The sequence below is a fragment of the Proteus sp. TJ1640 genome (assembly GCF_003144445.1).
GTDB lineage: Bacteria > Pseudomonadota > Gammaproteobacteria > Enterobacterales > Enterobacteriaceae > Proteus > Proteus penneri.
Genome location: NZ_PENY01000036.1, coordinates 1 through 12,411, shown reverse-complemented (window position 1 = coordinate 12,411; position 12,411 = coordinate 1). Strand labels below are relative to the sequence as shown.

Here is a 12,411-nt window from a genome sequence, read left to right as displayed (position 1 = left end):
ATACGGACACATTAGGCTGGAAAGATATCGACAATAAAGCCGACTTTACTGCCGAACACACGGGCGGATCGATTGGCACCGATGGCCCAATTGGTAGCCAACTGGTGACCAATGCCGCGGGCGGGCTACTCTCTAACGCCAATAACAGCGGACACGCCGAAGGCACCACACAATCAGCGGTCAGTGACGGTAGTGTCATTGTTCGCAATGAAGACAAACAAAAACAGGATATTAACAAGTTAAATCGCGATACCGAGCACGCCAATGACGGCAGTATCAACCCAATATTCGATAAAGAGAAAGAGCAAAATCGCTTAAAACAAGCCCAGTTAATTGGTGAAATCGGCAACCAGACCATGGATATCATCCGCACTGAAGGGGATATTGCGGGCTACAAAGCCCAAAAAGACCCCGATGCGTTAGCCATTGCCAAAAAACAACTGGAAGCGGCGGGTAAAACACCTACCGAGCAAGCCATTAAAGACCAAGCCTACAACAATGCCATGGCACAATATGGCACCGGCAGCGACTTCCAAAAAGCCGCCCAAGCGGTGACTGGATTACTGCAAGGCCTAGCAGGTGATAACTTAGCAGGAGCGTTAGCAAGTGCTTCATCGCCGTACTTAGCAACTAAGATTAAAGAGCTTACAACTGACCCTGCTACTGGTGAGGTTAACAAAGCAACCAATGCCATGGCGCATGCCGTATTGGGTGCTGTAGTTGCAGAGCTAAATAATCAATCCGCTGCCGCAGGAGGATTAGGTGCTGGTGGTGGTGAATTAGCAGCGAGATATATTACGAAAGAGCTCTTCCCTAATAAAGACGTGAGTGAACTCACTGAACGTGAAAAACAGCAAGTGAGTGCATTGAGTCAACTGGCCTCTGGTCTTGCCGGAGGACTGACTACCGGTGATATGGCTGGAGCGGTCACCGCAGCGCAAGCAGGGAAGAACGCGGTTGAGAATAATGCCTTTAACTTGGCTGGTCGAAAACAGAAAGACATTGAATCCAGTATACAAAAACAGGTAGATGGTATTGATTTAGATGCAGTCTATGGCGATGACCAGAATAAAAAAGATGCCTATAGAAAAGGTAGGGAACAAGGAGCTAAAGATGGCTTGAAAGATGGGATATCAGAAAGTATAGAGGGTACAATCAATACTATTCTAAACCCAATAGATGCTGTTACTGACTTAACAACAGCAATCTGGAACTATGATAAGACTTATGATGCAATTAAAATATCCGTTACTGAATGGAATCAATTATATGAATATGCGCTAGTTAACGATCCAGAGCTTGCAGGACAGATGGTTGGATCTTTGCAAGGAAAAATGTTAGGCAATATAGGAACCAGTGTTGTTGTCTCAGGCGCAGCAGCAAAAACCATTCAAAAAGTTGCTCAAATGGAAAGCGGTATTAAATGGTTACCCGATGCTCATGGCAAAACCCACGCAACAATAGTAAAAGGTGATGCAGCAATACCTGTAGATAAGATTGAATTATACTTAAGAGGTAAAGCATCTGGTGATTTAACAACATTAAAAGCAGATTATAATGCACTTAAAGATCTGCAAGTAAAAAATCAAAGTCAGTTTGCTAAAGATCCTAATAATTTTGATAAATTACGAATACTAGAAAGTAAAATACATAATGTTGAAAAATCAAGAGATATGAATAAGGTGTTAAATAATGCAGGTATACCAGACACACCTTTAAATAATTCAATGATTATCAATGAATTACTAAAATCTGCTAATGATGTAACTGCTACAAATAGAAGAACATCTATTGTTATTAATGGCTCAAAAGGAAATGTTCGAGTTTATGGTACATGGACCATCCTGCCAGATGGCTCGAAACGTTTATCTACGGTCGAAGCTGGGGCTTTTAAATAATAAGTACAACTTATGAGTGAAAAAAATAAAAGTATTGAACAAATATTAGTAGGCATAAATAATTATATAACCTATGGTTATGTAGACCCAAGGTCATTTGATGATCCAGCAAATGATCTACTTGACTATTTATCTGAGTTGACTTCTTTAGATAATAAAAAGGCATTTTTTTATTATAAAAAAATATTGACTGATAAAAATATTAACGATGATTTCTTGAAGTCTCTCTGTCTAAATAGATTATTATTATCCGAATTTGAATGGAATTACGCATTTGATTTTTTAAATAAAAATGCTCGCCAATTAAGTATCCCTTGCCTAGAAAAAGCTTTATTTTATTTCTATTGTGCAAAAAACGATCCAAAATCACATCGAACACCTGATAGGCTCATCGAGAAACTAATAGCTAGATACCAAGAAGTCAAAAATGATCCTAATGCAGATTTTTATCATCTAACTGAATCATTTGAAAATTTCTCTCGAGCTTATGGGGTTTAACTGTTGAGAATAACTCACTGACCGGAGATAAAACCCGTGAATCCCTGAAGCAAAGTAATGAGTGGTGGAAGCAGCAGGTCAGGGATACACTGGGTGAAAATCTGGCATCACAGGTGACTAATGGTATACTGAATGCGATTGCTGAAACCGGCGATGTCGTCTTATTTGCGGGTGACTCTGCCTTTGATGCCACTGCGGCGGTTGTTACCTGTGGTCTGGGGGACAATTATTGTCAGCAGGCAATAAGTGACTTAAACAAAAAAGAACAGGCGGTTTCAAATGCGGTGAATGCACTCACCAGCGGAGAAAGCTGGGAGGCGGTAAAAGATACGGTTAATAAAGCCGCCGAGGGTGATCAGAAAGCACTGGAAAATCTGGCCGGAATGCTGACAACTATTTTAACGCCGGCGAAAGCGTTGACAACGGTTGAAAAAGGCACTGTTTTGGTTGAGAAAGGTTCAGCTGTTGCCAGTGGTAAGCCTAAATGGTTGCAGGATATTCAGGCGGGTAATAAATTTAATGCTGAGCAGTCTAAAAACAATCCGTATAATGAACTGTATGTGAATAAACCGGACGGAAGTGGTTATTACCGTGTTGATTCATATAACCCGGCTACAGGTGAAATTGTATCCCGTAAGTTCACCCAGTTTTCTGAGATCACTGAAACAACCGCGAAAAACTATATTCGCGAGGCGGTGAATAAATATCCGGCAGGGGCTACGATATCTAAGGTTCCATCCAGTGGGCCATTAGCTGGTAGTCAGCTAAAGGTGCAAATATCTTGGAGATTCCTCCTCAAAATAAACCTATACCTCAACCAGTACTGGACGCGGCTAAAAAAGCTAATGTGATGATCCGTGATACAAATGGGAAAATATATAAATGAACCAGAATGTTTTTTATTGTAAGGAATGGTCGATTGGATATAAGGAGCCAATTGATTTGTATAGTGAAAATAAAGCTCGAAAAAAACATGAATCTGGTGAGCTCTACACAGTACTCATTGGTTCAGATGTAAAACCTGCATGCTTTATTAATATAACTAAAAATGCTGGGTGGGTTAGTGTTGGTTTTTTGGATCAGGAGTTAAAAGAGTATTTATTCTATAGTTTTAAAGTGATTAATGATAACAAACTATTTCTCTCTATGGCCGTTCACCGTGAGTTTGCTGAAAATGAAGGTGAAGGTGCCGGAATATTGAACGTATCAAGCGGCACAACTTATATTTTTAATGAAGACGGTAATACTATTGTAAGAGAAGAACAGTTTAATCCTTATAAACTGGAAGAAAGTCAGACGATGGTTGATATATCAGGTAATTACGAAAAATTTCCCGAGTTTGGTAAATACGATCTTCTGATACGAAAAGAAAGGTAATATTATCATCGCCAAAGGGCGCAAGACATAATGCTGATTGTGCGTGGTTGGGGAGTATCAACTGCGCATAATCCACATTATGTGGCTCCCGCGTCTCGGCATTGGCGCACGGTCGGGCTGCGCCCTCTGCTTGTTTACCTCCCCCCCAACCCAAGCGCTAATGGGCTGCGCTCGGCTCGCAGTCGCAAGCGCCTTGCTCGTTCCCGTGCTCGCGCCCATGCAGCCCCCAGGGGGCTTCCCTTGGTTAGGTGGTCATGCAAAACCTTGGCTCTCCAGAAGCGAAAGGGATCCTACGTGCCGCACGCGTCCCGTGTGGGCGCCATTGCCGTACACTAAGCGAAATGTGGCGACAGAACGGCAAAACGCACGCCGGGAAAATCGGCACGGTAGGTTAAAATGCTTTTTGAAAATGTGATGGTAACCTGCTGAATGTACTAGCAAAAAATGGTTTTTTTCTGCCCGTTTTGCAATGGAATGAGTTGTTGTTGAGAATAACTCACTGAGCGGTACGATAGCGAAAGAATTCGGAAAAAATGCGATTAAACTTTGTGCTCAAAACCCGGGTTGCCGCAATGCTGTGACGGGTACTTTAGGGTTATCAACCGCATTTGTTTTGACCAAAGAGCAAATTGATGAAGCGACTAATGCAGGGATCAGCCGAGACCCATTGAAGATTGCTAACTTGTCAGTAGATCAAATACTGTGGTTGGATAGCCAAATTTTAGCCAGTGGTGGTTTGGGTGATCTGATGTTTGGTACCCAAACATGGGGTGACCGCATTGAACTACAGCCACATACAGGTGGAAACCAAATTGTTGAACCTGGACGCACAGATACGGGCGGAGGTCAGATCCCTGAGCCAATCGAAAAACTGCCTGGAACACCTATACCTGACTCTCCATCTTTAGATGATCTTGCTTATTTAGACAAGATTACGCAAGGTGAACATGCAGGGATCAGAAACAAAGAAGGTCGTCCAGTTGGCTCAGTCATTAATGATGTTCAAAAATCTAGGCCTTCAGATATTTTAGTTCAAGAAGATGGTCGTTGGATTGTTAAAGGCTCAGGAGGAAAAGTTCATATAATTGAGCCAGATGGAGAAGTTGTTACTTCTTTTTATAATCCAAAAGCGAATACAGATAACAGAGTCAAAAAAGGTGAGTGGCAACGACCTTCTAATGAGCAACTAGATGACTTTAAAGAAAAATTCTCTGATTATATCAAATGGTGATGGTATGGATTTATTACAAAAAGAGTGTATTGCAAGTGTAACTCTATATGATGTGAGAGCTTCAGAGGGGGAGTTAATGGTTTACGAAGGATGCATTGATTATGTATTAGCTAATTGCTCTGATGCAGAAATACTCAAAATCACAGGTTGTGAAAATGGGGAAGAATTATCATTTTACCAAGAAGAACTTATTAGATTAATCAAAATGGTCGGAAATCCAGAATATCTTCCTGATAGATATAAAGATCTATAAAGCTTTAATAGTGTATTAGTAGGTGCTTAAGCACCTACTATTTGATCTATTTAATCACTTTTTTATCTTAGTCCCCCTCAGCCAGCCGGATAACCAACTGTCCGGCTTGGCGAGTCAGGGTAAATTGGCTCCCCGCTGTAAACCCTAATTTACTCAACCATTTACCGCTGAATGTCAGTTGTGGGCTGGGGTTGTGTTTACCACAATTCAGTAAGTAACCCACTGTATATTGTCTGGTTTTACCCCCCTTCTTCTTTTTTAGCTGTCTAGCTTTTTGCCTTACAACTGAGCACTAATGCCAACCGTCGAAAAGCGAAACCCATACCGACAGCCACCAATCTCAAGGCAGTACCTTAAATGCCGGACAAAATCTGTCGATTACCGCAACAGGTAAAAATAAAGATACGAACCCAGACAGCGGTAATATCACGGTTGTTGGCAGTGAACTCAAAGCCGGCAAAGACTTATCGCTGTCTGCCACGCAAGATATCAACCTTGTTTCTGCCTAAAATACCGAGCAAACCACCAGCCAAAACCGCAGCAAAGGCGGCAGTATCGGGGTTGGTGTAGGTGTGGGTGAAGGTGGCTACGGGGTCAATGTCTCTGCCTCCGTCAACCAAGGCAAAGGCCATGAAAAAGGCAATGCCCTCACTCACACCGAGACCACGTTAGATGCAGGTAATAAACTCACCTTAAACAGTGGGCAAGATACCACCCTCAAAGGTGCTCAAGTCAGTAGCGAACAAGTCACTATCAATGTCGGTCGTGACCTCACTTTACAAAGTGAGCAAGACAGTGACCGCTATGACGCCAAACATCAATATCAGTGCCAGCAAAGACAAGATACACAGCAACTACGACAGTGTGAAAGAACAAACCGGTATTTTTGCCGGCAAAGGTGGTTTTGATGTCAACGTCAAAGACCATACTCAGCTTGATGGCGCAGTGATTGCATCCACTGCGGACAAAGATAAAAACCGCCTTGATACGGGCACATTAGGTTGGAAAGATATCGACAACAAAGCCGATTTTACTACCGAGCACACGGGCGGATCGATTGGCACCGGTGGCCCAATTGGTAGCCAACTGGTGACCAATGCCGCGGGCGGGCTACTCTCTAACGCCAATAACAGCGGACAGGCCGAAGGCACCACACAATCAGCGGTCAGTGACGGTAGTGTCATTGTTCGCAATGAAGACAAACAAAAACAGGATATTAACAAGCTAAATCGCGATACCGAGCACGCCAATGACGGTAGCATCAACCCAATATTCGATAAAGAGAAAGAGCAAAATCGCTTAAAACAAGCGCAACTGATTGGCGAAATTGGCAATCAGGCGATGGATATTATTCGCACCGAAGGGGATATTGCGGGTCTGAAAGCGCAGAAAGACCCCGATGCGTTAGCCATTGCCAAAAAACAACTGGAAGCGGCGGGTAAAACACCTACCGAGCAAACCATTAAAGACCAAGCCTACAACAATGCCATGGCACAATACGGCACCGGCAGCGACTTCCAAAAAGCCGCCCAAGCGGTGACTGGATTACTGCAAGGGCTGGCGGGTGATAATTTAGCAGGTGCATTGGCGAATGCTTCTTCACCGTACTTAGCGACGTTGATAAAACAACAAGTGGGTGAAGAGAATAAAGCCGCGAATGCCATGGCACATGCGGTGTTAGGCGCCGTGGTCGCTGAGCTAAATAACCAATCTGCCGCCGCAGGAGGATTAGGCGCTGGTGGTGGTGAATTAGCAGCGAGATATATTGCGAAAGAGCTCTTCCCTAATAAAGACGTGAGTGAACTCACTGAACGTGAAAAACAGCAAGTCAGTGCATTAAGTCAATTGGCTTCTGGTCTTGCTGGTGGACTGACTACCGGTGATATGGCGGGTGCAATTACTGGCTCGCAAGCTGGGAAGAATGCGGTTGAGAATAATCTTATGTCTGCCAAGCCAATCATTAAAGGTTTGGAAAAAGGCTATGAATCATGCATGAAAAATGCAACCTGCCGAAATGGGCTTATGCAATTAGGCGTAAACTTTGGTTTAACGGCAGCACAAATTCAGGAAGCCATGGATGCAGGAATAGCCGCCAGAAATGGTGACATAGAAGTGATGAGGCAGCTGACGCCAGAGCAGATTGCTTATATTGATGAGCGAATCATCAATAATCAGGAACCTGCCAGACTGATGTTTGGGGAACAAACATGGGGTGACCGAATTTGGGCAGAAAGTGACAGATCTGCAGATAATGAGAATAGTACTCCGAATATAGGCAAAGGGCTAACGAACGAACAGAAAAATGAGTTAGGTGGCAGCAGTTCTGGTGCTCCGGGTGGTTGGGATCCTCAGGATGAGGAAAATGCTCGTAGTAGAGAGCTCCAACAAAAACGCTTTGATGAATTATCAAAAATTTATGATAAAAACTCCCCTTCTCAGGATATAACTATTGATGGTCAGACAATTAGGCAGGGAATAGGGGGGAATCGTTATTCAACTAGAGTTTATGAAAGTCAAAATTTAACAGATCAACAGATATATAATTATGCTGAGCAACTGGCCGCTCAACCTCTAACTAAGGTAAAAGATGGGATTTATACTGCGAAACTGGCTGATGGAACAATGATAACTCTTAGGAGTGTATCTAGTTCAGCAGAGCAAACAGGTGCTCGTTGGACAATACAAATAAGGAATAGTCCTACTTTAAAACAAGTAGAAAATGGGCTTGGAAAAAATGCAGAGATAAAATTCAGGTAGGAAACTATATGGTATCAAATGTTGAATATAAAACGGTTGTTGAATACGCTGAAACCCAAGCTTTAGACGGATTATGGGCATATATCACACCAGACATGCTTCCTTCTCTGCATGTGATTTGTGAAGATTTTTCCTTTTCGGAAAGGAAAAAAATATTTTTTTGGTTCTTAAAAAAATTATTGCATGAAGGTCATTTAAAATTAGCTAAGCACGGTAAATTTTTAAGTGGCTCGATAGATGAACAATTGCAATGTTTTTATGACGCATTTCCTGAGACAGAAGAGGAATTAATTGATCAATTTTGGTTTTTTGATGAAAGTTGTCCTGGGGGGGCAGTCTGGATACTTCAAGATGGTACGCAAGAATGGACATAGAATAGAATGTTAAGTTGAGAATGACTTTTTGACAAAAAAAGATATTGAAGAAGCAGATCAGAAATATGCCGCTTGTAACGAGGATAAGGAGTGCCGATTAGATGTTGTACGTGAAAATAATGGACTAAGTCAGCGTAAAGATAATGAGTTATTAGCTTATAAACAACAGTTAGTTAGAGAAATGGGCAAAGAAATGGAAGCTGCAGTGATTGCTTGCCAAGGTGATATGGAATGTCAACGTCAAAAATATGCAGTGATAAAAGCAGACTACGATAATCGGTACAGAGAGTATGTAAAAACAGTTACAGATAATACGCTATTGGGTGAGTTAGAGTATCAGTATTACCCAGATAATACGCGAATTGAGAGCGTGATTGACGGGGTTGTGAATACCGGACCAGAAAAAGCAGCAGACCTTGCTAAAAATGCTGCTAATTATGTAACTAACCACTCTGCTGGTGAAATGTTAGGAGATACTCTCCAGGTTGGAAAAATAGTTATTGGTATCCCTCAGGAATGGTTGAGTCAGGATATCCCTGCCCAGTCGTTAGAAAAAGCTTTATTTTCTTTAGGTGTATCTACAGGACATGAAATTGGTGAGGCTACTTTTTACAACATTGCAGGTGCATCAGTTGTGTCTATCGGTGGTAAGGCACTTCAGTGGAGTGGAGGTAAATGGGTTCCTGTAAAAGTAGGGAATTTGGAGCCTGGGAATCCGTTAAGTACAAGTATAGTGAGAAATGGTGAACGATTAGTATTGAATCAAAGAAACTTACCTACATGTGGTCCTAATTCGTGTGCAATGGTAATGGATACTTCAGGACTAAAACATGATCTCGGAAAGTTAATAACCGATGCTAAAGTTACATCTCAAGGTGCGAGAATGAATAATTTAGCTTCAGCAATGCGAAATCAGGGGCTTACTGATGCTCGCTTTATATCCAGAGTATCTGTTGAGGATCTTGCAGCTGCAACATCAAAAGGAAACCCTGCTATCGTTGCTATGAAACTGGATAGAGGTGGTCATGCAGTAGTTGTTGACGGCATTACAGTAAGGAATGGTAAAACTGTTGTTGCGATACGTGATCCTGCTTTAGGAAGACAATATTTTACACCCATTGATGAGTTTAAAAGTAAATTTATAGGACAGGCGATAATTACATCACCGAAAAAGTAATAAGGATGATTTTATGAATGAGAAATGGAGTTTACTATCGTTGCAGGAAGAAGTTATTGATGAACTAGATGGTTTCTTATTTATTTCAGCAATAGATATCCCTGTTAAAGGGTGTATAACAGATTCAGATAACATAAATAGCATCGATAGTTGTACTAAGATTATTTTATCAGAAAGTGATGTTCAAAAAATTTTTGAACAGGATGAAACATTCGGAAGTTTAGTTGGTAGTGAATACTTCTATTTTGCTATGCCTGTTAAATTGAAAGATGCTGTTGTGCTTCAGAAAAATAATGAATTTATGTTGAAAGGCAGTAGCGTCTTAATTTTAATGGAAGATGGTATGAAACAAGAAATATTTATTTGATAGAGCAGTCCTAGATAACTGAGATCATCCAGGATAGTTCCATGAGAAAAAGCAGACTCAGTCAGTACAAACAAGAGCGGTTACTTGAGCTATTTATTGTAGGCTCCACAGCCCGTGTTGCCGGAGAGTTGGTTGGTGTCCACAGGATCACTGCCGCTTACTATTTTCACCGGTTCAGAGTGCTGATAGCCGAGCACGTTGATAAGCACTCTTGGCTTGATGGCGAGATTGAACTGTGCGAAAGTTATTTTGGTGGTCGCCGTATGCGTATTCTGGTGAAGATGAACGGCTATTCCGGGGGAACGTGAACGCGTTATTTCCTAACGTGCCCTAACGAGACTGTAATTCAAGTTGTGTATGAATTTTTTAATACTGGTAATGTACAAAATCATTTATTAATTTAATTTATTTTTAATAAAAAGATCCCAGCCCATACTGGGATCTCATCTAGCTGTTTACTCTCCCTCAGCTAACCTGATAATCAACTGTCCGGCTTAGTGATTGAGGGTGTAATGCGTACCCACCTCAAACCCCAGCTCATTCAGCCACTTACCGCTTTAAGAGAGTTGTAACTGGAGTTGGGGTTACCGCAGTTAGTGGCGTAAACCCACTGTATATTGTCTGGTTTACCCCCTTCTTCTTTTTTAGCTGTCTAGCTTTTTGCCTTACAACTGCGCACTAATACCAATCATCGAAAAGCGAAACCCACACCGATAGCCGCCAGTCGCAAGGCAGTACCTTAAATGCCGGACAAAATCTGTCGATTACCGCAACAGGTAAAAATAAACATAGATTCAAGTGGTTACAGGATTACTACTAGGTATAGCAGGTGATAATTTAGCGGGTTCAGATATGGACTGAAACTAAAAAAGCAGACCCAGTATCTAATGCTTATGGTCACTGGGATAAACATAAAAGTGAATTCCCTGAATTTCAAAATTCAAAGCAGTATGTTGATGCAGCCCATGATTTTGTAAACACGCCTCCAAAGGGTACTTTGATAAAAGAACGAGCGAACGGAGATACGATGTATTACAATCCGGCAACAAATACTTTTGCTGTAAAAAATGCGGACGGAACTCCTAAAACAATGTTTAAACCTCAAAATGGACTTGAATATTGGGAAAAACAAAAATGACAATAGAAGATTTATATCCTTGCCCTTGTTGTGGAAATAAAACAATAAGTGAACTTGGTGATTATGAAATTTGTTCTGTTTGTGGATGGGAAGATGATCCCGTGCAATCGGAGGATCCTGATTTTTCTGGTGGAGCAAATTCAAACAATTTAAATGATGCAAAAAAGAAATATTTTAAAAAGTAAAATTATATTAATTGAGGTGAGATATCTTAATTGTTATCCCCACCAAAGGGCGCAAGACATAATGCTGATTGTGCGTAGTCGTGATGTTCAGACCACGCATAATCCCCTTGTATTATGTTGAATTGCCGGAGGCTATTTACCCTGCGGTGATGATAACCTTTTTACTCTTCTTTATTAAGAGGTAATATGATAAAAGAGCTTTTTAATCAACATGATATTGATAACGGTGTAAATATTATTGTTGCATCATATTTTGATCGTATGTATGAGGATGGTGATTTTTTGAAAGCTATAGAATTACTCTCTCAAAGAGGAGCACTAAATACAGATGGAGCATATTGTCATTTCCCTGACATGGATAATTATGATGAAACTGAACATTTTGAAGGTGTTGAGTTTGCTATTGGGTATCCTCCAACAGAAGAAGATACCGTCATTGTAACTGAAGAAACTTGTTATCATTACGTCAGATTAGCCTGTGAAAAGTATTTAAAACTTCACCCTGAAGCTCAGACGAGTATAAATAACTTACTATCAAAAATGCCAATGTAATAAAATAGAAGAAAGATGCTAATAATAGTTAGGGGTCTTCTTTATCCACATCTACATCACTCCTCAGCCAACTGGATAATCAACTGTCCGGCTTGGCGAGTGAGGGTGTAGTGGCTACCCGCCTCAAACCCCAACTTCTTCAGCCACTTACCGCTAATAGTGAGTTGTGGGCTAGGGTTAGTTTACCCCCCCTGTTCGGTAAGTAACCCACTGTATAGTGTCTGGTTTTAACTCCGCTTTTATTTCCTTCTAAAACCCCACCGAGCAAGCTATTAAAGACCAAGCCTACAACAACGCCATGGCACAATATGGCACGGGTAGTGATTTCCAAAAAGCCGCCCAAGCGGTGACTGGATTACTGCAAGGGCTGGCGGGTGATAATTTAGCAGGAGCGTTAGCAAGTGCTTCATCGCCGTACTTAGCGACGTTGATAAAACAACAAGTGGGTGAAGAGAATAAAGCCGCGAATGCCATGGCGCATGCCGTATTGGGTGCTGTAGTTGCAGAGCTAAATAACCAATCTGCCGCCGCAGGAGGATTAGGTGCTGGTGGTGGTGAATTAGCAGCGAGATATATTGCGAAAGAGCTCTTCCCGAATAAAGAC

General features: G+C 41.6%; 13 protein-coding genes and 6 pseudogenes. 17 read left to right on the top strand and 2 right to left on the bottom strand.

The window, feature by feature from the left end; translation table 11 throughout:
• From DK861_RS15980 to DK861_RS15955, 6 genes are all read left to right on the top strand, one after another.
• Nucleotides 1-1,898 (top strand): VENN motif pre-toxin domain-containing protein (locus DK861_RS15980; RefSeq protein ID WP_162556790.1); only part of this gene is annotated, 1,898 nt, incomplete at its 5' end.
• A 12-nt stretch (nucleotides 1,899-1,910) separates the two neighbouring features.
• Nucleotides 1,911-2,396, top strand: a complete 486-nt coding sequence (locus DK861_RS15975; RefSeq protein WP_109400740.1) for a hypothetical protein — start codon at nucleotides 1,911-1,913, stop codon at nucleotides 2,394-2,396.
• Nucleotides 2,397-2,509: 113 nt separating this feature from the next.
• Nucleotides 2,510-3,247 carry a hypothetical protein gene (locus tag DK861_RS18335; protein ID WP_204101279.1) on the top strand — a complete coding sequence of 246 codons (738 nt, stop codon included), beginning with the start codon at nucleotides 2,510-2,512 and terminating at the stop codon, nucleotides 3,245-3,247.
• 31 nt (nucleotides 3,248-3,278) lie between these two features.
• Entirely contained in the window at nucleotides 3,279-3,773 is a 495-nt protein-coding gene (locus DK861_RS15965; RefSeq protein ID WP_109400739.1) for a lytic transglycosylase, read from the top strand.
• A 577-nt stretch (nucleotides 3,774-4,350) separates the two neighbouring features.
• Nucleotides 4,351-5,004: a hypothetical protein gene (locus DK861_RS18600; protein WP_272927301.1), complete on the top strand. Its 654-nt coding sequence runs from the start codon at nucleotides 4,351-4,353 to the stop codon at nucleotides 5,002-5,004.
• A 4-nt stretch (nucleotides 5,005-5,008) separates the two neighbouring features.
• On the top strand, nucleotides 5,009-5,257 hold the full coding sequence (locus DK861_RS15955; RefSeq protein WP_036914421.1) for a hypothetical protein: 249 nt from the start codon (nucleotides 5,009-5,011) through the stop codon (nucleotides 5,255-5,257).
• A gap of 67 nt (nucleotides 5,258-5,324) precedes the next feature.
• Here the strand turns inward: DK861_RS15955 and DK861_RS15950 are convergent.
• Nucleotides 5,325-5,483 (bottom strand): annotated as a pseudogene (locus DK861_RS15950) (SymE family type I addiction module toxin); the annotation flags it as partial.
• Nucleotides 5,484-5,619: 136 nt separating this feature from the next.
• On the opposite strand from DK861_RS15950, the pseudogene DK861_RS18530 reads away from it, so the two are divergent.
• The 10 genes and pseudogenes from DK861_RS18530 to cdiI all read left to right on the top strand — a co-directional run.
• Nucleotides 5,620-6,165: pseudogene (locus DK861_RS18530) on the top strand (hemagglutinin repeat-containing protein); the annotation flags it as partial.
• Nucleotides 6,122-8,014 (top strand): VENN motif pre-toxin domain-containing protein, encoded by a 1,893-nt coding sequence (locus DK861_RS15945; RefSeq protein WP_239452197.1) that lies wholly within the window; start codon nucleotides 6,122-6,124, stop codon nucleotides 8,012-8,014. The pseudogene DK861_RS18530 and the gene DK861_RS15945, both read left to right, overlap by 44 nt.
• Before the next feature lie 8 nt (nucleotides 8,015-8,022).
• Nucleotides 8,023-8,388 (top strand): DUF596 domain-containing protein, encoded by a 366-nt coding sequence (locus DK861_RS15940; protein ID WP_109400737.1) that lies wholly within the window; start codon nucleotides 8,023-8,025, stop codon nucleotides 8,386-8,388.
• A 28-nt stretch (nucleotides 8,389-8,416) separates the two neighbouring features.
• Entirely contained in the window at nucleotides 8,417-9,565 is a 1,149-nt protein-coding gene (locus DK861_RS15935; RefSeq protein WP_109400736.1) for a cysteine peptidase family C39 domain-containing protein, read from the top strand.
• 13 nt (nucleotides 9,566-9,578) lie between these two features.
• Nucleotides 9,579-9,932: a hypothetical protein gene (locus DK861_RS15930; protein WP_109400735.1), complete on the top strand. Its 354-nt coding sequence runs from the start codon at nucleotides 9,579-9,581 to the stop codon at nucleotides 9,930-9,932.
• A 41-nt stretch (nucleotides 9,933-9,973) separates the two neighbouring features.
• Nucleotides 9,974-10,195, top strand: a pseudogene (locus tag DK861_RS15925) (IS1595 family transposase); the annotation flags it as partial.
• A 431-nt stretch (nucleotides 10,196-10,626) separates the two neighbouring features.
• Nucleotides 10,627-10,752, top strand: a pseudogene (locus DK861_RS18595) (hemagglutinin repeat-containing protein); the annotation flags it as partial.
• Between the two features lie 30 nt (nucleotides 10,753-10,782).
• Nucleotides 10,783-11,070, top strand: a pseudogene (locus DK861_RS18605) (hemagglutinin); the annotation flags it as partial.
• 2 nt (nucleotides 11,071-11,072) lie between these two features.
• On the top strand, nucleotides 11,073-11,255 hold the full coding sequence (locus tag DK861_RS15910; RefSeq protein WP_109400741.1) for a CPCC family cysteine-rich protein: 183 nt from the start codon (nucleotides 11,073-11,075) through the stop codon (nucleotides 11,253-11,255).
• Nucleotides 11,256-11,441: 186 nt separating this feature from the next.
• Complete coding sequence (gene cdiI / locus DK861_RS15905; protein ID WP_109400734.1) at nucleotides 11,442-11,807, top strand: ribonuclease toxin immunity protein CdiI; 366 nt, start codon at nucleotides 11,442-11,444, stop codon at nucleotides 11,805-11,807.
• A gap of 56 nt (nucleotides 11,808-11,863) precedes the next feature.
• On the opposite strand, the gene DK861_RS18525 is transcribed toward cdiI, so the two are convergent.
• The gene (locus DK861_RS18525) at nucleotides 11,864-11,941 is read right to left on the bottom strand and encodes a hypothetical protein (protein ID WP_239452198.1); all 78 of its coding nucleotides are present in this window, start codon (nucleotides 11,939-11,941) and stop codon (nucleotides 11,864-11,866) included.
• A 164-nt stretch (nucleotides 11,942-12,105) separates the two neighbouring features.
• Here DK861_RS18525 and DK861_RS15895 point away from each other — a divergent pair.
• Nucleotides 12,106-12,411, top strand: a pseudogene (locus DK861_RS15895) (hemagglutinin); the annotation flags it as partial.